Below are 21,695 nucleotides of genomic sequence, written 5' to 3' on the forward strand. Positions count from 1 at the left end.
CAGGACATCGCGGTCAGCCACGACGACGAGGTCCACAAGCAGGCCCGCGTGCTCGAGCTGATCCACGCGTTCCGCGTGCGGGGTCACCTGATGGCCGACACCAACCCGCTCGACAACAAGCCGCGCAGCCACTCCGACCTCGACACCGCCTCGCACGGCCTGACGCTGTGGGACCTGGACCGCGAGTTCGCGACCGGGTCGTTCAAGAGCGAGAAGCGCTTCATGAAGCTGCGCGAGATCCTCGGGATCCTGCGCGACTCGTACGCCCGCACGATCGGCATCGAGTACATGCACATCCAGGAGCCGGACGAGCGCGAGTGGTTCCAGGACCGCATCGAGCGCCCGCACACCAAGCCGCCCCGCGAGGAGCAGCTGCGGATCCTGCAGAAGCTCAACCAGGCCGAGGCCTTCGAGACGTTCCTGCAGACCAAGTTCGTCGGCCAGAAGCGGTTCAGCCTCGAGGGCGGCGAGACCACGATCCCGTTCCTCGACGAGATCTGCGAGGCCGCCGCGGCCGACAAGCTCGAAGAGGTCTGCATCGGCATGGCCCACCGTGGCCGCCTCAACGCGCTGGTCAACATCGCCGGCAAGCGTCCCAGCCAGGTGTTCCGTGAGTTCGAGGGCAACATCGACCCGCGGACGGTCCAGGGCTCGGGCGACGTCAAGTACCACCTCGGCGTCGAGGGTGAGTTCACCTCCGGCAACGGCGACACCGTCAAGGTCTCGATCGCGGCCAACCCCTCGCACCTCGAGGTCGTCGACCCCGTGCTCGAGGGCATCACCCGCGCCAAGCAGGACCGTCTCAACCGCGGCGAGGAGTTCCCGGTCCTGCCGGTCCTCGTCCACGGTGACGCGGCCTTCGCCGGCCAGGGCGTCGTCGCCGAGACGCTCAACCTGTCCCAGCTGCGCGGCTACCGCACCGGCGGCACGATCCACCTGATCGTCAACAACCAGGTCGGCTTCACGACCTCGCCGGCCTCGTCGCGCTCCTCGACGTACTGCACCGACGTCGCCCGGATGATCCAGGCACCGGTGTTCCACGTCAACGGCGACGATCCCGAGGCGTGCATCCGTGTGGCGCAGCTGGCGTACGAGTACCGCCGCACGTTCCACAAGGACATCGTCATCGACCTGGTCTGCTACCGCCGTCGCGGCCACAACGAGGGCGACGACCCGAGCTTCACCCAGCCGCTGATGTACGACACGATCAACGCCAAGAAGTCGGTGCGCAAGCTCTACACCGAGGCCCTGGTCGGACGTGGCGACATCACGCTGGAGGAGGCCGAGGCCGCCCTGAGCGACTACCAGGCCCAGCTCGAGCGCAACTTCGCCGAGGTCAAGGAGGCCAACACGACCGACCTCGACTACATGCGCACGCCGGACTACCCGGAGAAGCCCGAGCACGAGGGCAGGCTGACGACCGCGATCACGCCCGAGACCATGAAGGCGATCGCGGACTCGTACACCAACGTCCCCGAGGGCTTCACGGTCCACCCCAAGGTGCTGCCGCAGCTCCAGCGTCGCGCGCAGTCCATCTCGGCCGGTCCGATCGACTGGGGCACGGGCGAGATCCTCGCGCTCGGCTCGCTGCTGCTCGACGGGCGTCCCGTACGCCTGGCGGGCCAGGACTCGCGCCGCGGCACGTTCTCCTCCCGCTTCGCGACGATCATCGACCGCAACAACGCGGACGAGTGGACGCCGCTGTCGCACGTCGGCGACGAGCAGGCCACGTTCTACATCTACGACTCGCTGCTGAGCGAGTACGCCACCCTCGGCTTCGAGTACGGCTACTCCGTCGCACGGCCCGAGGCGCTCACGGTGTGGGAGGCGCAGTTCGGTGACTTCGTCAACGGCGCGCAGTCCGTCATCGACGAGTACATCTCGGCCGGTGAGACCAAGTGGGGACAGAAGTCGGGCGTCGTCCTGCTCCTCCCCCACGGCTACGAGGGTCAGGGACCCGACCACTCGTCGGCCCGCATCGAGCGCTTCCTGACCCTGTGCGCCGATGACGCGATGACGGTCGCCCAGCCCTCGTCGCCCGCGTCGTACTTCCACCTGCTGCGCCGTCAGAACCTCGAGAGCAACCACCGCCCGCTCATCGTCTTCACCCCGAAGTCGATGCTGCGCAGCAAGGCCGCGGCGTCCCAGCCCGACGACTTCACGACGGGCTCGTTCCGTCCGGTCATCACCGATGACACCGTCGACCCGGCCGCCGTCGAGCGCGTGCTGCTCTGCTCGGGCCGGATCACGTGGGACCTGATGGCCGAGCGCGAGAAGCGCGAGTCGGGCCAGTCCCGCACCGCGATCGTGCGGGTCGAGCAGCTCTACCCCCGCCCGGTGGACGAGCTCAACGCCGAGATCGCCCGCTTCCCCCACGCCCGCGAGGTGCGCTGGGTGCAGGACGAGCCGGCCAACCAGGGTCCGTGGCCGCACATGGGGCTGCACCTCAGCGGCGAGTTCGGTGGGCTCCCGCTGCTGCGGGTCTCCCGCCCGGAGTCGTCCGCACCGTCGGTCGGTTCGCACAACCGGCACGTCGAGGAGCAGGCCACGCTGATGCAGCAGGCCTTCAGCTGATCGGATGTACTTCACCGATCGCGGCATCGAGGAGCTGCAGACCAGGCGGGGTGACGAAGAGGTCACCTTCGCCTGGCTCGCGGAGCAGCTCAGCACGTTCGTCGACCTGAACCCGGACTTCGAGATCCCGGTCGAACGGCTGGCGACATGGCTGGCGCGCCTCGACGACGAGGACGAGTAGCCTTCTGTCGGTGGCATCCGACCCATCCCGACCTGAGGAGCAGATCATGGCCCTGGAGCTCATGTGTCCGTGCGGCGAGAACATCACCGCGCTGGAGCAGCCCGCGTTCGTCGATGCCGTGACGGCACACCTCGCGTCGGCCCACGAGGGACGCTCCTACCCCGCCGACATGATCATGGCGATGGCCAACACCGTGCCGGACAGCCGCGTCACCGGCTGAACCACTGCCGGCTCGCTACAGCGTCAGGACGATCTTGCCGAAGACGCTGCCGTCGATGACCGACTCCAGGCCCGCGGCCGCGTCGGCCATCGGGATCTCCCGGTCGATCAGCGGCCGGGTGCCGGTGACGTCCATGAACTGAGCCAGCGCGTGCAGCTCGTCGCGGGTGCCCATCGTGGAGCCGTGGACGCGCATCTGCTGGAAGAAGATCCGGGTCAGCTCGGCGTGGCTGGGCGCGTCGCCGGACGTGGCACCCGCGATGACGATCGTGCCGCCGGGACGCATCGACTTGACCGAGTGCGACCACGTGGCGGCGCCGACCGTCTCGATGACGGCGTCGACCTTGGCCGGCAGCCGCGCCCCGGACTCGAACGCCTCGTGCGCGCCGATCTCGACGGCGCGGGCGCGCTTGTCCTCGTCCCGGCTCGTCGCGTAGACGCGGAACCCGGCGGCGCGCGCCAACGTGATGGCGGCCGTCGCGACCCCTCCGCCGGCGCCCTGGATCAGCACCGTGTCGCCCTGCTTGAGGCCCGACTGGGTGAACAGCATGCGGTACGCCGTCAGCCACGCCGTCGGCAGGCACGCCGCTTCGGCGAACGACAGCCCGGCGGGCTTGGCGACGACGTTGCGGCTCGGGACCGCGACCTTCTCCGCGAAGGTGCCCTGGTGGCGCTCCGACAGCAGCGACCGCCGCGGGTCGAGGGTCTCGTCGCCGCGCCACGACGGGTCACTGATGACGGCGTGCACCACGACCTCGTTGCCGTCCTCGTCGATCCCGGCGGCGTCGCAGCCGAGGATCATCGGCAGGGACTTCTCGCCCAGGCCGACGCCGCGCAGGCTCCACACGTCATGGTGATTGATCGAGGCAGCCTTCACCGTGACGGTCGTCCAGCCGTCCGGGACCTCGGGCTCAGGACGCTCTCCGACGACCAATCCGGCCAACGGGTCGTTCGGGTTGATCTGGCCGGCGTAGACGGCGAACATACGAGCTCCTCGAGGTGGGTCCAGCAGGTCAGTACGGTCGGCGGGCGAGACCCTCACGGCGTGCCGTGTCGGTCACCGCCCGGGCCACGGCGGTGGCGACGCGGGGGTCGAACGGTGAGGGGATGACGTACGTCTCGGAGAGGTCGTCGCCGACGAGGTCCGCGATCGCGTGGGCGGCGGCGATCTTCATGCCCTCGGAGATGCGGGTCGCCCGGACGTCGAGCGCGCCGCGGAAGATCCCCGGGAACACCAGGACGTTGTTGATCTGGTTGGGGAAGTCCGAGCGGCCCGTCGCCACGATCCGCGCGTGGCGGTTGGCGACGTCGGGGTGGACCTCGGGATGCGGGTTGGCCATCGCGAAGATGATCGAGTCGGGCGCCATCTTGGCCACGGCCTCCTCGGGGACCGTGCCGCCCGAGACGCCGATGAAGACGTCGGCGTCGTCGAGCGCGTCCGAGATCGATCCCGGCTTGGCCCAGTGGCCGGTCTGCTCGGCGAGCCACCCCTTGACCTCGTTGAGGTCGGCGCGGCCCGGGTGGATCACGCCGGCGCGGTCGACGACGGCGATCTTGTGCACGCCGGCGCCCTGCAGGATCTTCGTGATCGCGACACCCGCGGCTCCGGCCCCGGAGATGACGACCTTGAGGTCCTCGATGAACCGGTCGGTCAGGCGGGCGGCGTTGATCAGGGCCGCGAGGGTCACGACGGCCGTGCCGTGCTGGTCGTCGTGGAAGACGGGGATGTCGAGGCGCTCGATCAGCTGCCGCTCGATCTCGAAGCACCGCGGGCTCGAGATGTCCTCGAGGTTGATGCCGCCGAACGTCGGCGCGAGGCGCACGATCGTCTCCACGATCTCGTCGACGTCGGTCGTCGCGAGCGCGACCGGGATCGCGTCGACCCCGCCGAACTGCTTGAACAGGACGGCCTTGCCCTCCATGACCGGCATCGCCGCGGAGGGACCGATGTCGCCCAGGCCCAGCACCGCGGTGCCGTCGGTGACGACCGCGACAGTGTTGGAGACCCACGTGTAGTCGTGGACGGCCTCGGGATCGGCGGCGATCGCCTCGCACACCCGCGCGACCCCGGGCGTGTAGGACATCGCGAGATCAGCGGCGTCCCGCAGCGGTACCGTCGCCGCGATTTCCATCTTGCCACCGCGGTGCAGGGCGAAGACGGGATCCTCGGGGTCGGTGCTGTCGGTGTGCAAGTCGATGTCTGTCGCAACCATGGGTGGGGAATCCTCGGAGACGTGATCCGTCGGTGGTCATCGGGACCGATCAGGTCGCCGGTGCGGCGCGAGTGGCCGCAAGATTGCCTCCCGCCGGAGCGGGTTCGCACGGGTTGTGCCCGGCCGCCAGTGTCTCACACGCCGTTGTCGTCGCTCAGCGCCCGGGTCACCGGCGGAGCCAGCAGGGCCGCGAGCACGGCCACTGCGGGGAGGGCGATCGCCGGCGTCAGCCAGGGCGGGTCCCCACGGAAGTTCCACGCCAGGCCGAGCTGGATCAGCTGCGCGAAGACCAGCGGGCTCCTGGCCCACGCGTCTCCCCGTGTGACCCGCCACGCCGCCCACAGCAGGCCCGCGCCGATCACGGCGAGGAACACCGCGGTCCCGAGCCCGAGCCCGGCCCGCGACGACGTCAGGTCCAGCAGCTCCGCGACGGCCAGGGCGAGGAACACGAGCGCCTCGACCAGGACGACGCCGGCGGCCCCCAGGAGGAGCTTTCGGGCGGTACCGGAGGGCCTTTGTGGACTCGTCACGGCGTCAGCGTAGGCACCATGTGACCGATGCGACAATTCGCGTTGCGCGTCAGCCCTTGTCAACGGCTGGGAATGTTGAAAACATGGAACCAAGCCACGGATCGGGTCAAACAGGCCTGCCTCCGTGGGAACGCAAAACCGAACGGGAAGGAGTGTCCCCATGGATTGGCGCCACAAATCGGCATGCCTCGATGAGGATCCTGAGCTCTTCTTCCCCATCGGCAACACGGGTCCTGCCATCTTGCAGATCGAAGAGGCCAAGGTCGTATGCCGCCGCTGTGATGTCCGGGAGCAGTGCCTGCAATGGGCGCTCGAGTCCGGACAGGATCATGGTGTGTGGGGAGGCTTGAGCGAAGACGAACGTCGTACGCTGAAGCGCCGCAATGCTCGGGCACGTATTCGTACTGCCTGAACGTACGCACGTATCGGTGAACCCCGTGGCCTCCTGGCCGCGGGGTTCTTTGTATCCGGGCTCAGACCGTGAACGAGATGGCCACGGTCGTGCCGCCGCCGACCCGCTCCTCGAAGGCGAGGGTGCCACCGAGCTCCCCCTCGAGCAGCGTCGTGACGATCGACAGGCCCAGGCTGCCCGTCCGGTCGAAGTCCGCCGGCAGACCGGTGCCGTCGTCGCTGACCCGGAGTCGCACCTTGTCCCGGATGCGGTTGACCGCGAGCGTCAGCGTCCCGCCCCGGTCGCCGTACGCGTGCTGGGCCGCGTTCTGGATCAGCTCGGTCAGCACCATCGCGAGTGGGGTCGCGACCTCCCCGGGCAGGAGCCCGAACGAGCCGAACCGCTCCGCCGTGATGCGGTTGGCGGCGCCCTCGCCGTTCGAGACGTCGAGCACCGTGTGGAGCAGCCGGTCGGCGATCTCGTCGAACTCCACGAAGTCCGTGAACGACTGGCTCAGCGTCTCGTGCACCAGCGCGATCGAGCCGACCCGGCGGACGGCCTCCTCCAGGGCGGCCCTCGCCTCGGGCAGCTCCATCCGGCGGCCCTGGAGGCGCAGCAGGGCCGCGACGGTCTGCAGGTTGTTCTTGACCCGGTGGTGGATCTCGCGGATCGTCGCCTCCTTCGACACGAGCTCCCGCTCGCGCAGCCGCAGCTCGGTGACGTCACGCAGCAGGATCAGCGAGCCGCTGCGTCGGCCGCTCGACCGCAGCGGGATGACCCGTAGGAGCAGGGAGGCCAGCGAGTTCTCCAGCTCGGCCTCGACGCTCTCGGAGCTGCCGATCAGCGCCCTGGGGCCCCGATCGGTGGCCCGGCGGTCGACCAGCCGCGTCGTGACGTCGCCGAGGTGCGTCCCGACCAGGTCACCGGTCAGGCCCAGCCGGCGGTAGGCCGACATCGCGTTGGGGCTGGCGTAGCGGACCGAGCCCGCCGGGTCGGTCCGGATGAACCCGTCACCCACGCGCAACGAGTCGGACAGGTCCGTCCGGGTGCCCGGCACGGGGAACTCGCCCCGCCGGATCATGCCGGCGAGCTCCGCGGCGGCGTCGAAGTAGGCGTTCTCCAGCGTGCTCGTCGTGCGCACGACGCTCTCGGCGCTGCGCCGCGCGACGACCGCGATCGTCCGGCGGTCGCGGTTGACCGGGATCACCTCGACCCGGACCCGGGTGCCGTCGCGCTGCTCCTCGAGGTGCTCGGCCACGGGCTCACCCGTCGCCAGGGCGATCTCGAGCCGGTCCGTGCGTCCCGTCGGCACGAACGTCCCCGCGACGTCCTCGAACAGCGTCGTCGGACCCGTCGTCGGGCGGATCTGGGCGCCGGCCCACATGCCCTTGGCCTCGGCGTCCGGGACCCACAGCACCAGGTCGGAGAACGACAGGTCCGCGATGATCTGCCAGTCCGCGACCAGGGCGTGCAGCCAGGCGACATCGTCGGCGGACAGCGAGGTCTGGAATCGGGCGATGTCGTCCAGCGAGGGCACGCAGTCAGCGTAGTGCTCACACCGTGACACGATGGAGGGATGTCTGAGGCGTACTGGCAAGCGGTCATGCAGAACGGGATGGACGTCCCAGCCGACCGGGGCCTGGACGAGTGCACGGTCGAGCTGGTCGAGATGCTGGGACACCCCAATCCCCGCACCCGCGAGGACCTGGCCTATCCCCTGCTGACGACGTGGATCACCCGCGGCGTCTACGACACGCTCCTCGCCGGGCTGGGCGACGGGATCGCGCCGGGGCTGCGCTACGGGCTGGGGCACGACGGCGACGTGTCGGTCATGCGGCGCTCCTACAGCGCGCTGATGCTGGCCGAGATCATCGGCCGCGACAACAACGAGCACCTGATGTCCGCGGCGTCCGTGCTCGACTGGGGCGACCGGGCCACGGCCTGGTACGTCCGCGAGCAGGACCACCGGGGCTGGATCCCGGAGCAGGGCTGGGCCAACTCGATCGCGCACGGCGCCGACCTGCTGGCCGCGCTCGCCCGGTCCCGCCACTTCGGCCGGCTCGAGCTGACGGTGCTCCTCGACGTCATCGCCGACCGGGTCCTGACCCCCACGGCCTACATCTGGCGGCACGGTGAGGAGGACCGCCTCGCGTACGCCGTCATGACGCTGCTGCACCGCAACGAGCTGGACCCCAGCATCGTCGAGCCGTGGCTCGCCCGCCTCGGCGAGGGCATCAAGCCGCCGCGCACCCGCGGGCACCTCGAGGCCGAGTGGCCCGCGCCCGCCGTGCGCAACACGTCGTCGTTCCTGCGGGCGCTGCACCTGCAGCTCGCGCTGGGCGTGCAGGGCCGGGACGACCTGCGGGCCGACGCGGCGCTGTTCGCGGAGCAGCCGGCGCACCGGGCTGACCTGCTGCTCGCGGTCCTGGACCAGATCCGGGCCGAGCAGCCGTGGCTGTACCGGCCCACCAGCCGAGCCCGACCTCTCGCCTGAGGTGCCCCTCCCGTCACGTAACCTGCGTCACATGACGACTGAGTCCCAGACCGAGATCATCGCGTCCCACGGCGGCATCCACGCACTCGACGTGGCCCGCGCGCACGGGGTCGAGACGATGTTCACCCTCTCCGGCGCCCACGTGGTCCCGATGTACGACGCGGCGGTCACGACCGAGCCGAAGATGCCCATCATCGACGTGCGCCACGAGCCGACCGCGGTGTTCGCCGCCGAGGCGATCGGCAAGCTGACCCGCACACCGGGACTCGCGGTCCTGACCGCCGGCCCGGGCGTGACCAACGGGGTCAGCCCCGTCGCGCAGGCGAGCTTCGCGGGCTCCCCGCTGGTCGTGATCGGCGGCCGCGCGCCCAACAACCGCTGGGGCACCGGCAGCCTCCAGGAGATCGACCACCCGCCGATCTTCGAGTCGATCTCGAAGTCCGCGGTGACGGCGCGCACCGTCGACGAGATCGCGCCGACGCTCGACACCGCCTTCTCGCTGGCCGGGTCCTCGCACCGCGGGCCCACGTTCGTCGACGTCCCGATGGACGAGTTCTTCAACAGCACGACCACGACGATCTCGTCGGCCGGCGGCTCGCCGGCGCCGATCGAGCCCGACGCCGGCGCGCTCGCCACGATCGCCGGGCTCCTGCGCGACTCGGCCCGCCCCGTCCTGGTGCTCGGCACCGACGTCTGGGCCGACCGGGCCGAGCAGGCCGCGCTCCACCTCGTGCAGGAGACCGGGATCCCCGTGATCGCCAACGGCATGGGCCGCGGCATCATCCCGGGGGGCCACCCCCAGCTCGTCACGAAGGCCCGCTCCACGGCGTTCAACCAGGCCGATCTCGTGATCGTCGTCGGCACGCCCCTGGACTTCCGGCTCGGCTACGGCGTCTTCGGCGGCAAGGACGGCGCGACCCCCGCCCGGACCGTCCACCTCGCCGACTCCCCCGGCCAGGTCTCGGCGCACGCCGACCTCGCCGCGTCCGCGAGCGGCGACCTGACGTCGGTCTTCACCGGGCTGCTGTCCTCCCTGCAGTCCCAGCACGGCAGCCGTCCCGACTGGTCCCCGTGGCTGTCGACGCTGCAGACCGAGGTCGCCGCGGCCACCGAGCGGGACTCGGTCCTGCTGAGCGCCGAGGCCGACCCGATCCACCCCGCCCGCATCTACGGTGAGCTGCTCCCCCGCCTGGCCGACGACGCCGTCGTGATCGGCGACGGCGGCGACTTCGTGTCGTTCGCGGGCAAGTTCGTCGAGCCGAAGCGGCCCGGCGGCTGGCTCGACCCGGGTCCGTACGGCTGCCTCGGCGCCGGCATGGGTGCGGCGATGGCGGCCCGCATCGCGCGCCCGTCCAGCCAGGTCGTCCTGCTCTACGGCGACGGCGCCGCCGGCATGTCGCTGATGGACGTCGACACCCTCGTCCGGCACAACCTGCCGATCGTCATGATCGTCGGCAACAACTCGGCGTGGGGCCTGGAGAAGGGGCCCATGCAGTGGCTCTACGGCTACGACGTCGCGGCCGACCTCGCCCCGCAGACGCGCTACGACCAGGTCGTGACGGCGCTGGGCGGTGGCGGCGAGATGGTCACCGACCCGAAGCAGATCGGGCCCGCGATCGACCGCGCATTCGCCTCGGGCGTCCCCTACCTCGTCAACGTCATGACCGACGTCGACGCGGCCTACCCGCGTGCCACGACCGGCATCTGACGTCGACGTCCGGGTCGCGCGGGAGGACGAGCTCGCCGCGGTCGGTGCGCTGACCGTGGCCGGCTACGACGCCGACGACTACCTGCGCCTGCCCGACGGCTCGTACGACCACGAGTACGCCGCGTGGCTCGTCGACGCGGCGGCCCGGGCCGAGGACGCCGTGCTGCTCGTGGCGACGCTCGGCGACGAGCTGGTCGGCACCGTCACGTGGTGCCCGTACGGCTCCTCGTCCGCCCAGCTGGCCCGCGACCCGCACCAGGGCGAGATCCGCACGTTGTCGGTCGCACCGACCGCCCGGCGGCGGGGGGTCGCGCGGGCCCTCGTCGCGGAGTGCCTGCGCCGTGCGCGGGCCGCGGGACTCGACGAGATCGTGCTGAGCTCGCGCGACGAGCTGCGCCCAGCGCACCGGTTGTACGCGTCGCTGGGCTTCGTCCGGCGACCCGAGCTGGACTGGGACCCCGTGCCGGCGGTGCACCTGTGGGCGTTCTCCCTGGCGCTGTGAGCGCGGGATCCGGGGCTCGGGAGCCGGTGACGTGACGAACCGCTGGTGAGGCTAACCTAACTTGGTGAGCTCACCAGCGGCCGGGTGCCCACGGTCGTCCCGGTCAGGCATGCCTGACCGCGCGCACCCGAGGACCGGGACGCGGCTCCTCGGACGCTCGTTGTCGCGCCACCGCCGACGGCTGTGCCTGGGCTTCCCCCTCATCGCGCTGTGGCAGCTGTGCGAGACGCTCGTCCCGGTCGTGATCGGCGTCATCATCGATCGCGGCGTCGCCACCGGCGACACCGAGGCGTTCGCCCTGTCCCTGCTCCTGCTCGCGGCCGTGTTCGCGGTCCTGAGCAACTCCTACCGCTACGGGGCCCGGCTGGTCATCCGCAGCCTGCAGGAGGAGGCGCACCTGCTCCGCACCGAGATCGCCGAGCACGTGCTCCACCCCCGCGGCGCGCGCACCACGACCTTGCCGGGCGAGACCCTGTCGTTGGCCACGTCGGACGCCGAGATGGTGTCGGCCGTGCTGCACCAGCTCGGCTTCGCGTTGGCCGCGCTGATCAGCATGCTGGTCGTCGCCGGCTACGTGCTGCAGGTCGACCTCGGCCTGGGCCTGCTGATCCTCGTCGGGGTCCCGGCGGTCGTGCTGCTGATCCAGGCGGTCACCCCTCTCGTCGCCCACCGGAGCGGCCGGCAGCAGCAGAGCACCGCCTCGGCCAGCGGTCTGGCCGGCGACCTCGTGCAGGGACTGCGGCCGTTGAAGGGCATCGGCGGCGAGGACGTCGCACTGGGGCGCTACCGGGTCGCGAGCCGGCAGGCTCGTGACGACACGATCGCCGTCGCCCGCTCGTGGGGCTACCTGACCGGGCTGACGACGGGCCTCAGCGGCCTGCTGCTCGCGGCGGTCACGGCGGTCGCCGGTCTGCGCGCGCTCGACGGCGACCTCACGGTCGGTCAGCTCATCGCCCTGGTGGGGCTCACGCAGTTCCTCGCCGAGCCGATCACGGGTCTCGGCGAGCTGAGTGCCCAGTTCGCTGCCTCCCGCGCCTCCGCCGCCCGCATCGCCGCCTTCCTGGCGACGCCGTCCCTGCTGTCCGACGGTGACGCCTCGCCGAGCGGCTCGCGTCCCCAGGTGTCCTTCGACCGGATCTCCAGCGGTCCCCTCGAGGATGTCTCGCTCGAGACCCGCGACGGGGAGATGCTGGCCCTCGTCATCGACGACCCGGCCTCGTCCGATGCCGTGGTGGACCTGCTGGCCGGCACCCGCCTCCCCGACCGGGGTCACGTCCGCATCGGCGACGTCGCCCTCCACGAGCTGTCGATCACGTCCCGCCGCGCCCACCTGCTCGTCAACGCGCACCACACCGAGATCTTCGAGGGGACGCTGCGGTCGGCGGTCGACCCGGACGGTCGGCTCGCCGCGGACGACCTGGCCGCCGTGCTGGGAGCATCGGCCGCCGACGACGTCGCGGCCCTGCATCCGGACGGGCTGGACCGGCCGGTGCGGGCCGGCGGCTCGAGCCTGTCGGGGGGCCAGCGTCAGCGGATCGCCCTCGCCCGCGCCCTCGCCGCCCGCACCCCGGTGCTGGTGCTCCAGGACCCGACCAGCGCCGTCGACGCGGTGACGGAGCACGCAATCGCGAACCAGCTGCACGCCCTGCGCGCGACCCACGGGTCGACGATCCTCATCACCTCGAGTCCCGCCCTCCTCCAGCGCGCCGACCGCGTCCTGGTCATCCACGAGGGTCGGGTGCTGCGGTCCGGCACCCACGCGGAGCTCACCGCGGACCCCGCCTATCGTGCGGCGGTGCTGCGATGACGTCGACGTCGTCCGGTGCGGCGGACCAGCTGTTGCCGATCGCCTCGGCACGGGCGACGACGGCGCTGGCGTGGCGGCTGGTCGCCGCCCGCCGCAGCAGTCTCGCGCTGACCGTCGCCTCCTTCCTGGCCTCCGGCCTGGCCGGCGTCGTGCCGGTGTGGATGATCGGTCACGTCGTGGACGCGGTGCGTGACGGGGCTGGCGCTGGGGAGGTGCGGAAGGCCGTACTGGTCATGGTCGTGGCGGCGCTGGCCGGCGGAGCGCTCACCGCCCTGTCGTCCGCCGCCCTGGCGCACTCCGTGGCTCCCGCGCTCGCGGTCCTGCGTGAGGATGTCCTCGACCGCGCCCTCCACCTCGAGACCGAGCGCATCGAGGCGGCCGGCGTCGGGGACGTGGTGAGTCGGGTCGGGGACGACGTCCGAGCGTTGACCACATCGCTCGACGAGGCGATCCCGCTGCTGATCGGCTCGGCCTCGGCGATCCTGTTCACCGCCGGCGGCCTGTTCGCCCTCGACTGGCGGCTCGGCGTCGCCGGTCTCGGTGCCGCGCCCTGCTACGTCTGGGCGCTGCGCTGGTACCTCCCTCGGTCGGCTCCCTTCTACCGCCGGGAGCGCACCGCCGAAGGTGCCCGCGCGGGAGCGCTCGTGACGGGGGTCCTCGGGGCACCGACCCTGCGAGCGTTCGGTCGCCAGGGGGACGCCCTCCGCGAGATCGACCGGACGTCGCGCCATGCCGTCGAGATCGCGGTGTCGGTGTTCCGGCTCTACACCCGGTTCGGGTCCCGCATGAACAGCTCCGAGCTCGTCGGGCTGATGCTCGTGCTGACGGCCGGATTCCTCGTCGTGCGCTCGGGGATCGGCTCGGTCGGCGAGGCCACCACCGCTGCGCTGTTGTTTCACCGCCTGTTCAACCCCATCGGTGCGTTGCTGTTCGTCTTCGACTCCGTGCAGTCCAGCGGCGCCGCCCTCGCGCGTCTCGCCGGAGTGGCGCTGATCCCCGCCCAGCGACAGGACGCCCGGCAGCCCGGCCCCGGCGCCGCGCTGCGCCTCCACGGCGTGCACCACGCGTACGAGCCCGGACATGAGGTGCTGACGGGGGTGGATCTCGTGCTCGCCCCCGGCGAGCGGGTCGCGATCGTCGGCGCCACGGGCGCCGGCAAGACCACGTTGGGCGGCATCGCCGCTGGCACGATCGTCCCCAGCTCGGGCACGGTGCGCCTCGGCGGGCTCGATCTCACCACGGCGCACGAGTCGGTCGTCCGGCGGCACGTCGCCCTGGTGTCGCAGGAGGTGCACGTGTTCGCCGGGACGGTGCGCGACAACCTGCTGCTCGCCGACGGCGCTGCCGACGACGACGACTTGTGGGCCGCGTTGGCGGTCACGGGGTCGGTCCCCTGGGTGCGCGCCCTCCCGCACGGACTCGACACCCGCGTGGGTGACCTGGGCACCCGGCTCACGCCCTCGCAGTCGCAACAGGTCGCCCTGGCCAGGGTGGTGCTCCTCGACCCGGCGGTCGTGGTGCTCGACGAGGCGACGGCAGAAGCGGGCTCGTCGGGCGCTCGCGACCTCGAGCAGGCGGCCCTGGCGGTCACGGCCGGACGCAGCGCGATCGTCGTGGCACATCGCCTGACCCAGTCCCGAGCCGCGGACCGGGTCCTCGTGATGCACGGGGGCAGCGTGGTCGAGGACGGCAGCCACGACGAGCTCGTCGCCGCCGGCGGCCTCTACGCCGAGCTCTGGGCCGCCTGGTCGGCCTGACCGCTACGTTGGGCGCCATGGACACCGCGAACGTCACCCACACCGTCACGGCCGCCGACACGGCTCGTGCGCTGGGCAGCGGCGACCTCGAGGTCCTCGCCACGCCACGGGTCCTCGCCTGGTGCGAGGAGGCCACCTGCGCGGCGCTCGACCTGACGGCGCAGCAGACCAGCGTCGGGACCCGGGTCGAGCTCGAGCACCTGGCCGCCAGCCCCGTCGGCGCGGTCGTCACCGCGACCGCGACCGTGGTCTACTCCGACGGTCGGCTGGTCCGCTTCCAGGTCAGCATGCAGGACTCCTCCGGCACGCTGCTCGCCAGTGGCGAGGTGCGCCGGGTCGTGGTGGACCGGGAGCGATTCCTGTCGCGGATCAGGCCTGTGGGAGACTGATACCTCGTCTTCTGAGGAGGAACACCATGGGCAAGACCGGCCGCAAGCGTCGCGCGCGTCGCAAGAAGGGCGCCAACCACGGAAAGCGTCCCAACGCGTGAGCTGACGCACCAGATGAAAAAATCCCCGCCCACCCGGACGGGGATTTCTTCATGTCGGGGTCGGGCGTCAGCCGGACCGCTGCTCGGTGATCGTGACCTGCACCGTGCGGATCGACATCAGGACCTTCTCGCGCAGCGGCTGCGGCGCCACCTCGGAGCAGGACCGTGACACGAGCGACTTCACGACCCGCTCCAGGTCGTACTCGCTGAGACACGAGGTGCACTCGTCGATATGCGTCTGGATCTCGGCACAGCTCGCGGTGTCCATCTCCTGGTCGAGGAACAGGTAGAGGTTCTCGAGAGCCTTCTCGCAGTCCGGGCCCGAGCACGGGCTGCCGTTGCTGAGGTTGTCGGTCATTTCTTGTCACCTGCTCCCGTGCCGGCCATGCCGCGGTCGCGGGCGTAGTCGGCGAGCATCTCCCGCAGCTGTCGGCGGCCGCGGTGCAGCCGCGACATGACCGTGCCGATCGGCGTGTCCATGATCTCGGCGATCTCCTTGTAGGGGAAACCCTCGACGTCGGCGAGGTAGACCGCGTAGCGGAAGTCGTCGGGCAGCGCCTGCAGCGCGTTCTTGACGTCGCTGTCGGGGAGGTGCTCCAGCGCCTCCATCTCGGCGGACTTCAGGCCCGACGAGCCGTGCGACTCCGCGCGGGCGATCTGCCAGTCCTCGATCTCGTCCGTGACCTGCTGCGGCTGGCGCTGCTTCTTGCGGTAGGAGTTGATGTAGGTGTTGGTCAGGATGCGGTAGAGCCAAGCCTTGAGGTTGGTGCCGGGCTTGAACTGGTGGAAGGCACTGAACGCCTTCGAGAAGGTCTCCTGGACCAGGTCCTCGGCGTCGTGCGGGTTGCGCGTCATGCGCAGCGCCGCCGAGTAGAGCTGGTCGAGGAACGGCAGGGCGTCGGCCTCGAAGCGGGCCTGCTGCTGCTCCGGGGTCTCGGTCGCCCTCTCGTCAGGGCTGTCAGGGGTCTCAGCGGTCACGGTCATTGCGTCCCAGCCTACTCCCGGCATGGGTGGCCTGCTGAGCGGTGTGATCGACGCGTCACCCGGTCGTACGACTGATGTCAGCATGTGTCCTCCTGGCTGGTGCAACCGTCCGGAGGGGCCGGCTATTCCGCGGGGATCGGCACGATCAGCTCGGGTCCGTTGTTGCGGACGTTGTTGACCGCGGTGGAGACCGGGACCGCGTCGAGGCGGCCCGGGGCGGCCGGGATGAGCAGGCCCAGGAGCTCGTCGGTGGCGCGCGGCGCCGGGTCGAGCCACGCGTCGTACGCATCGGGCTCGAGGAACAGCGGCATGCGTTCGTGGATGTGGCCGAGGTCGTCCTCGGCGGTCGTCGTCAGGATCGTGTAGCTGACGACCCACTCGTCGGCCTCCCGGTCCTTCCAGAACTCGTAGAGACCGGCCATCGCGAGGACCGAGCCGTCCTTGGGGGTGATGTAGAACGGCTGCTTGGCCGGCTTCTTCTCCCCCTCGCGGGCCGCGCCGGCGTACCACTCGTAGTAGCCGTCGGCCGGCACGAGCGCCCGGCGCCGGGCGAACGCCTTCTTGAACGACGGTTTGTCGGCGGCGGTCTCGGAGCGGGCGTTGATCAGGCGGCTGCCGATCGAGGGGTCCTTGGCCCAGCTCGGGATCAGGCCCCACCGGGCCGTCAGCAGCTCGCGCCGCGCGGGGCGGTCGGGCGGGGACTCCTCGTCCCGGCGTCCGATCACGACCGGGGCGAGCTTGGTCGGCGCCATGTTGTAGTCGGCCTCGAGCTCGACGAACGAGCCGGCGAGGTCGATCTCGAAGGAGCGGTTGAGTGTCGCCGCCGTCTGGGTCGTCGCGTAGCGCCCGCACATGCGACCAGCCTGCCACAGGGCACCGACAGCGGAGGCTACTCGCCGAGCGCCGCGAGGACCGGTGCGATGCCGTCGGCCGACCCCGGCAGGTGCTCGACCCACAGCCGGGCCCGGTCCCGCTCCGCGAGCGTGCGGTCGAGCAGCAGGCCCAGCAGCGTGAGCGTCACGTCGTCGGCCCGGGCCCGGGCGACCAGGGCCCCGAACCGGCGCGGGGAGAGCTGGGCGATGGTCTCGTCGCCCGTGAAGACCGTGTGCAGGACCTGGGCCACGTCGAGGGCCCGCACGGCCTGCTCCAGCCCGTGACCGCGCCCGGCGCGGGACAGCTCCACGACGACCAACGCATGCGTGTCGGTGGCGCGGCGTCCGTCGCGGTCGGCGCCGCGATAGATCTCGGCGAGCCTCGACCGGACGTACGGCACCGAGGCCAGCGACGTCAGGGGGTCCTCGCACGCGATGTCGGCCGAGTCGACCAGGATCCGCTCGGCCCAGGCGACCGCGGTCGCCCGGGTCACCGCGGACGGCGGCTCGGCCGGGGCGTAGGCCCGCTCCACGTGGTCCAGGACCTCGTGGAGCGGGACACCCAGCTGCGCTGCACTCGCTCCCACCTCGTGTGCAACGACGTTGACGTCCGACCGACCGCCGCGGACGGCGTCGACAAGGGGCTCCACGTTCAATCCCGAGCTGAACACGGTGCTCCTTCCCCGGTCGGACAGGTATGAGACGGGCGACCCCACGGGACATGACGCGGGTTCGGGGAATTCTTTTCTCGGCCCGGTCCACGGCTCGTGACCGGAGCGCCCCCGGGTCGTTGGTTCGTCTGGGAATTCGACTGGAGCTCGACCGGAGGGAGGACACGTGCCGGAGATGGTCAGCACACGAGCAGGCTCGAGCGATGCCGAGCTCATCCTCGCGGTCCGCTCGGGCGACACCGAGGCGTACGGCGATCTGTTCGACCGCCACCGCGACGCCGCGCTGCGCATGGCGCGCCAGCTCGTCCGCGGCCCCGATGCCGACGACCTCGTGGCCGAGTCGTTCTACCGCGTCCTGACGGCGTTGCAGGCCGGCAAGGGTCCCGACGAGTCGTTCCGGGCCTACCTGCTGACCTCGATCCGCCGGCTCCACATCGACCGCATCCGGGCCGGGAGCAGGATCACGACGACCGACGACGAGTCCGCGCTCGACCGTGCCGTCGAGTTCGTCGACCCCGCCGAGATGCGGTTCGAGCAGGGTGCGGCCGCGGCGGCGTTCGCCTCCCTGCCGGAGCGGTGGCAGCTCGTCCTGTGGCACCTCGACGTCGAGGGGCAGAAGCCGGCCCAGATCGCGCCGCTGCTCGGCATGAGCGCCAACAGCGTCTCGGCGCTCGCCTACCGGGCGCGTGAGGGGCTCCGCCAGGCGTACCTCCAGGGACACCTCGCCCCCTCGCTGCACGCGAGCTGCCGGACGACGACCGGGCTGCTCGGGGCGTACGTCCGCAAGGGCCTGTCCGCGCGCGACCGCGGCCGCGTCGACGCGCACCTCGACGGCTGCAGCCGGTGCACGGGCCTCCTCCTCGAGCTCACGGAGGTCAACTCCGACCTGTCGGGCGTCCTCGGGCCCGCGCTGCTGGGTCCGGCGTTCGGCGGGTACGTCGCCGCGATGGCGACCGCCGGGGTCGTGTCCGCCGGTGCGGCGACCGGCGCCGCGCTGGGCGTCAAGCTCATCGCCGGCCAGGCCGCCAAGCTCGTGCTCGAGCCGGTCAAGATCCTGGGCTCGGCCGTCGCCGGTGCCGGGACGCAGGGGGTCGTCGCCGCGGCGGTCGTCACCGGTGTCGCCACCGCGGGGACCGTCGCCGTCACGACGGACTTCGGGACGACCGCCCGGGACGAGCCCTCCGTGTCGGCGCCGCGCGTGCCGATGGCGACGCCGACACCGGGTCCCGCGACCTCCGCCGAGCCCAGCATCTCCACGCCGACGCCCGACACGACCCAGCCGACCCCGACGGTGGAGCCCGAGGCGGTGCCCACCGTCGCGCCGGAACCCACCCAGCCGACCGAGCCGTCGGCGCCGGTCGAGGCCGACCCCGAGCCGAGCCCGACGCCCGAGCCCGAGCCCGAGCCGATCGTCCCGACCGACTACGGCGTCGGGGCCGTGACGATCACGAACGACGACACGCTGCTCCAGCGCCGGTTCTCGATCCCGGTCACCGCGACCAACCCGGGCCGCGCTGCCGATCAGGTCGTGACGGTGACGATGGCCTTCTCCCGCACGGTCACGTTCCGAGGAGTCGTCAGCCCCGGGTGGGACTGTGGCAGCGCGGTCCGCAACCAGCGCCTCGCGACCCTGACCTGCAGCACGACCCTGGCCGCGGGGCAGGGCACGACATTCGTCACGAAGGCCCGGGCCCTCCTGCCACCGGCAGGCTCCATCAGGGTGACCGCCGCGGACGATCCGGCGCCGGGCAACAACACGGCGTCGTTCCGGGCGAGGCCCTACCTGCTGGTGCTGTGAGGCCCGTGCGACTTGCCCCGCGCGAGGTGTCGGGTATGAATGAGGCATGACCCTTCTGCGTACGGTGGCCCGCCCGTTGCTCGCCTCGATGTTCGTCGTCGGAGGTGCCCAGGCGCTCAAGTCGCCCGGTCCCCGCGCGGCGAAGGCCCAGCCCGCCGCCGACCTGCTCAAGAAGCTGGCGCCGAGCTCACCGCTCGACGGCGCCCAGCTGGCCCGGCTCAACGGCGCCGTCCAGCTCGCGGCCGGGCTCGCGCTGGCCACGGGCCACGTGCCCCGCATCGCGGCCTTCACGCTCGCCGCGACGGTCCCCCCGACGACGTTCGCCGGGCACCCCTACTGGAACGAGACGGATCCGGCCGCCCGCGCCAACCAGCGGATCCACTTCCTCAAGAACCTGTCGATGACCGGCGGCCTCCTGATGGCGACGCTCGACCCCGACCCGCACAAGAAGTTCATCGCGCGCCGCGCCAAGGACAAGGTCACCGACGCCGCCTCGTCGGTGGCCGACCAGATCGACCACCTCCGGGGCTGACGCAGCACGGTAAGCGTGCGGGGCCGATAGGCTGCAGGCGATGACTGCTCCGCTGCCCTGGCTCGCTCCCCACCGTGACACGCCGTTCGTCGGCGAGGTGCTGGTCCCCGGATCGAAGTCGCTGACCAACCGCGTCCTGATCCTGGCCGCCCTGGGCGACGGCCCGTCCGTGATCACCCGTCCGCTGGCGTCCCGCGACACCAACCTCATGGCGGCGGCGCTGACGGCGCTGGGCGCCACGATCCAGCGCGACGGCATGACCTGGACCGTGACCCCGCCGAAGTCGGTCGGCACCGAGCCGGCGACGGTCGACTGCGGCCTGGCCGGCACCGTGATGCGGTTCGTGCCGCTCCTGGCCGGGTTCGGCAGGGCACCCGTGACGTTCGACGGGGATGAGCACGCGCGCGTACGCCCCATGGGCACGACGATCGCGACCCTGCGCTCGCTCGGTGTCGAGGTCGACGACGGCGGGCGGAGCTCGCTGCCGTTCACCGTGCAGGGCACGGGACGCATCTCCGGCGGGAGGGTCGACGTCGACGCCTCCGCCTCGAGCCAGTTCGTCTCCGCGCTGCTGCTGGCCGGGGCGGCGTACGCCGAGGGCGTGACGGTCCAGCACGTCGGCCCCCCGGTGCCGTCGCTGCCGCACATCGAGATGACGCTGGCGTGCCTGCGCGAGCACGGCGTCGTGGTGCACGCGACCGCCGACACCTGGACCGTCGAGCCGTCGCCGATCGGCGCCACCGACGTCGTGATCGAGCCCGACCTCTCCAACGCCGCGCCGTTCCTGATGCTGGCGATGACCAGCGGGGGGCGGGTCCGGGTGCCGGGCTGGCCGGCGTCGACCACGCAGCCCGGCGACGAGCTGCGACACCTGCTGGCCTCGATGGGTGCCGAGGTGACGCTCGACGACGAGGGCCTGACGCTGCGCGGCACCGGCCGCATCGAGGGCCTCGACGCCGACCTGCACGACGTCGGCGAGCTGGCCCCGGCCCTGGCCGGGCTCTGCGCCGTCGCCTCGTCGCCCTCGCGCCTGCGCGGCATCGCCCACATCCGCGGCCACGAGACCGACCGGCTGACCGCCCTCGCGGTCGAGCTGAAGGGGCTGGGCGCCGGCGTGCAGGAGCACCACGACGGCCTCACGATCGTGCCGGCGCCGATGCACGGCGGCGAGTTCAAGACCTACGCCGACCACCGGATGGCCCACGCCGCGGTCATCGTCGGGTCGGCGGTCGACGGGGTGCTGGTGGAGAACGTCGCCACGACGGCCAAGACCTTCCCGGGGTTCGCCGAGGTCTGGGCCGGGTTGTTCTGAGTGTCGCGCTACGACCAGTACGACCCCGAGAGCTTCGAACGGCCCCGCCGCCACACCCGCCCCCGCACCAAGGACCGCCCGACGTACGCCGACGCGGTGCTCGGGGTGGTCGTCACCGTCGACCGGGGCCGCTACACCTGCCGGCTGCTGGAGAACGACCAGGTGATCACGGCGATGAAGTCGCGGGCCATCGGGCGCAAGGGGGTCGTGACCGGCGACCGGGTGCGGATCGTCGGCGACACCACGGGTGACGACGGCAGCCTGGCCCGCATCGTCACCGTCGACGAGCGGCGGACCGTGCTGCGGCGCACCGCCGACGACGACGACCCGGTCGAGCGGGTGATCGTCTCCAACGCCGACCAGCTGGTCATCGTCACCGCGCTGGCCGACCCCGAGCCCCGCGTCGGGCTGATCGACCGCGCGCTGGTGGCGGCGTACGACGCGGGGATGGAGCCGCTGCTCTGCCTGACCAAGAGCGACCTGGCCTCCCCCGGTGCCCTGCTCACGTCGTACGCGCCCCTCGGCGTGCCGCACGTCGTGACCCGGCGCGGCGGCGACATCAGCGAGCTGACCGAGCGCCTCAGTGGCCGCACCAGCGTCCTGCTGGGCCACAGCGGCGTCGGCAAGTCGACCCTGGTGAACGCGCTCGTGCCCGACGCC

22 protein-coding genes are annotated in these 21,695 nt (G+C 71.7%); 14 read left to right on the forward strand and 8 right to left on the reverse strand.

The features are described from left to right. From JWQ91_RS11445 to JWQ91_RS11455, 3 genes are all read left to right on the forward strand, one after another. Positions 1 to 2,574: multifunctional oxoglutarate decarboxylase/oxoglutarate dehydrogenase thiamine pyrophosphate-binding subunit/dihydrolipoyllysine-residue succinyltransferase subunit (locus tag JWQ91_RS11445; RefSeq protein ID WP_297783901.1), on the forward strand; the 2,574-nt coding region annotated here is incomplete at its 5' end. 4 nt (positions 2,575 to 2,578) lie between these two features. Continuing rightward, a complete protein-coding gene (locus JWQ91_RS11450; RefSeq protein WP_297783904.1) occupies positions 2,579 to 2,755 on the forward strand; it encodes a DUF6104 family protein in 177 nt (58 codons plus the stop codon). 46 nt (positions 2,756 to 2,801) lie between these two features. Continuing rightward, the gene (locus JWQ91_RS11455) at positions 2,802 to 2,975 is read left to right on the forward strand and encodes a hypothetical protein (protein WP_297783908.1); all 174 of its coding nucleotides are present in this window, start codon (positions 2,802 to 2,804) and stop codon (positions 2,973 to 2,975) included. A gap of 15 nt (positions 2,976 to 2,990) precedes the next feature. On the opposite strand, the gene JWQ91_RS11460 is transcribed toward JWQ91_RS11455, so the two are convergent. The 3 genes from JWQ91_RS11460 to JWQ91_RS11470 all read right to left on the reverse strand — a co-directional run bounded on the left by JWQ91_RS11460 (position 2,991) and on the right by JWQ91_RS11470 (position 5,717). Beyond that, positions 2,991 to 3,959: a zinc-binding dehydrogenase gene (locus JWQ91_RS11460; RefSeq protein ID WP_297783911.1), complete on the reverse strand. Its 969-nt coding sequence runs from the start codon at positions 3,957 to 3,959 to the stop codon at positions 2,991 to 2,993. 28 nt (positions 3,960 to 3,987) lie between these two features. Further along, a complete protein-coding gene (locus JWQ91_RS11465; RefSeq protein ID WP_297783914.1) occupies positions 3,988 to 5,187 on the reverse strand; it encodes an NADP-dependent malic enzyme in 1,200 nt (399 codons plus the stop codon). 134 nt (positions 5,188 to 5,321) lie between these two features. Next, positions 5,322 to 5,717, reverse strand: coding sequence for a hypothetical protein (locus JWQ91_RS11470; RefSeq protein ID WP_297783917.1), 396 nt, complete (start codon positions 5,715 to 5,717; stop codon positions 5,322 to 5,324). Between the two features lie 160 nt (positions 5,718 to 5,877). Here JWQ91_RS11470 and JWQ91_RS11475 point away from each other — a divergent pair, with 160 nt between their 5' ends. Next, on the forward strand, positions 5,878 to 6,129 hold the full coding sequence (locus JWQ91_RS11475) for a WhiB family transcriptional regulator (protein WP_082530375.1): 252 nt from the start codon (positions 5,878 to 5,880) through the stop codon (positions 6,127 to 6,129). Between the two features lie 61 nt (positions 6,130 to 6,190). Here the strand turns inward: JWQ91_RS11475 and JWQ91_RS11480 are convergent, their stop codons facing one another. Next, on the reverse strand, positions 6,191 to 7,645 hold the full coding sequence (locus JWQ91_RS11480) for a sensor histidine kinase (protein ID WP_297783933.1): 1,455 nt from the start codon (positions 7,643 to 7,645) through the stop codon (positions 6,191 to 6,193). Between the two features lie 39 nt (positions 7,646 to 7,684). Here JWQ91_RS11480 and JWQ91_RS11485 point away from each other — a divergent pair, with 39 nt between their 5' ends. The 6 genes from JWQ91_RS11485 to JWQ91_RS11510 all read left to right on the forward strand — a co-directional run bounded on the left by JWQ91_RS11485 (position 7,685) and on the right by JWQ91_RS11510 (position 14,765). Further along, positions 7,685 to 8,602 carry a DUF2785 domain-containing protein gene (locus tag JWQ91_RS11485; protein WP_297783936.1) on the forward strand — a complete coding sequence of 306 codons (918 nt, stop codon included), beginning with the start codon at positions 7,685 to 7,687 and terminating at the stop codon, positions 8,600 to 8,602. Positions 8,603 to 8,633: 31 nt separating this feature from the next. Then, positions 8,634 to 10,310: an acetolactate synthase gene (locus tag JWQ91_RS11490; protein WP_297783939.1), complete on the forward strand. Its 1,677-nt coding sequence runs from the start codon at positions 8,634 to 8,636 to the stop codon at positions 10,308 to 10,310. After that, positions 10,291 to 10,812, forward strand: coding sequence for a GNAT family N-acetyltransferase (locus tag JWQ91_RS11495; protein ID WP_297783941.1), 522 nt, complete (start codon positions 10,291 to 10,293; stop codon positions 10,810 to 10,812). Before JWQ91_RS11490 ends, JWQ91_RS11495 begins: the two co-directional genes overlap by 20 nt. Positions 10,813 to 10,921: 109 nt before the next feature. Beyond that, positions 10,922 to 12,619: an ABC transporter ATP-binding protein gene (locus JWQ91_RS11500; protein ID WP_297783944.1), complete on the forward strand. Its 1,698-nt coding sequence runs from the start codon at positions 10,922 to 10,924 to the stop codon at positions 12,617 to 12,619. Beyond that, positions 12,616 to 14,376: an ABC transporter ATP-binding protein gene (locus JWQ91_RS11505; protein ID WP_297783947.1), complete on the forward strand. Its 1,761-nt coding sequence runs from the start codon at positions 12,616 to 12,618 to the stop codon at positions 14,374 to 14,376. The genes JWQ91_RS11500 and JWQ91_RS11505 overlap by 4 nt, the downstream gene beginning before the upstream one ends. Before the next feature lie 17 nt (positions 14,377 to 14,393). Next, positions 14,394 to 14,765 carry a hotdog domain-containing protein gene (locus JWQ91_RS11510; RefSeq protein ID WP_297783950.1) on the forward strand — a complete coding sequence of 124 codons (372 nt, stop codon included), beginning with the start codon at positions 14,394 to 14,396 and terminating at the stop codon, positions 14,763 to 14,765. 168 nt (positions 14,766 to 14,933) lie between these two features. Here the strand turns inward: JWQ91_RS11510 and rsrA are convergent, their stop codons facing one another. The 4 genes from rsrA to JWQ91_RS11530 all read right to left on the reverse strand — a co-directional run bounded on the left by rsrA (position 14,934) and on the right by JWQ91_RS11530 (position 17,372). After that, complete coding sequence (gene rsrA, locus JWQ91_RS11515) at positions 14,934 to 15,224, reverse strand: mycothiol system anti-sigma-R factor (protein WP_297783953.1); 291 nt, start codon at positions 15,222 to 15,224, stop codon at positions 14,934 to 14,936. Continuing rightward, positions 15,221 to 15,850 carry a sigma-70 family RNA polymerase sigma factor gene (locus JWQ91_RS11520; RefSeq protein ID WP_297783956.1) on the reverse strand — a complete coding sequence of 210 codons (630 nt, stop codon included), beginning with the start codon at positions 15,848 to 15,850 and terminating at the stop codon, positions 15,221 to 15,223. The genes rsrA and JWQ91_RS11520 overlap by 4 nt, the downstream gene beginning before the upstream one ends. A gap of 122 nt (positions 15,851 to 15,972) precedes the next feature. Beyond that, a complete protein-coding gene (locus JWQ91_RS11525; RefSeq protein WP_297783960.1) occupies positions 15,973 to 16,704 on the reverse strand; it encodes an SOS response-associated peptidase in 732 nt (243 codons plus the stop codon). A gap of 35 nt (positions 16,705 to 16,739) precedes the next feature. Beyond that, on the reverse strand, positions 16,740 to 17,372 hold the full coding sequence (locus JWQ91_RS11530) for a hypothetical protein (RefSeq protein WP_297783962.1): 633 nt from the start codon (positions 17,370 to 17,372) through the stop codon (positions 16,740 to 16,742). 196 nt (positions 17,373 to 17,568) lie between these two features. Between JWQ91_RS11530 and JWQ91_RS11535 the strand changes: the two genes are divergently transcribed. The 4 genes from JWQ91_RS11535 to rsgA form a co-directional block, all read left to right on the forward strand. Continuing rightward, complete coding sequence (locus JWQ91_RS11535) at positions 17,569 to 19,191, forward strand: sigma-70 family RNA polymerase sigma factor (protein ID WP_297783965.1); 1,623 nt, start codon at positions 17,569 to 17,571, stop codon at positions 19,189 to 19,191. A gap of 46 nt (positions 19,192 to 19,237) precedes the next feature. Then, positions 19,238 to 19,723 (forward strand): DoxX family protein, encoded by a 486-nt coding sequence (locus JWQ91_RS11540; protein ID WP_297783968.1) that lies wholly within the window; start codon positions 19,238 to 19,240, stop codon positions 19,721 to 19,723. Positions 19,724 to 19,763: 40 nt separating this feature from the next. Beyond that, complete coding sequence (gene aroA, locus JWQ91_RS11545) at positions 19,764 to 21,035, forward strand: 3-phosphoshikimate 1-carboxyvinyltransferase (protein ID WP_297783971.1); 1,272 nt, start codon at positions 19,764 to 19,766, stop codon at positions 21,033 to 21,035. After that, positions 21,036 to 21,695: GTPase RsgA (gene rsgA / locus JWQ91_RS11550; protein ID WP_297783974.1), on the forward strand; the 660-nt coding region annotated here is incomplete at its 3' end. It abuts the gene before it with no gap.

Source organism: Aeromicrobium sp., assembly GCF_025965075.1.
GTDB lineage: Bacteria > Actinomycetota > Actinomycetes > Propionibacteriales > Nocardioidaceae > Aeromicrobium.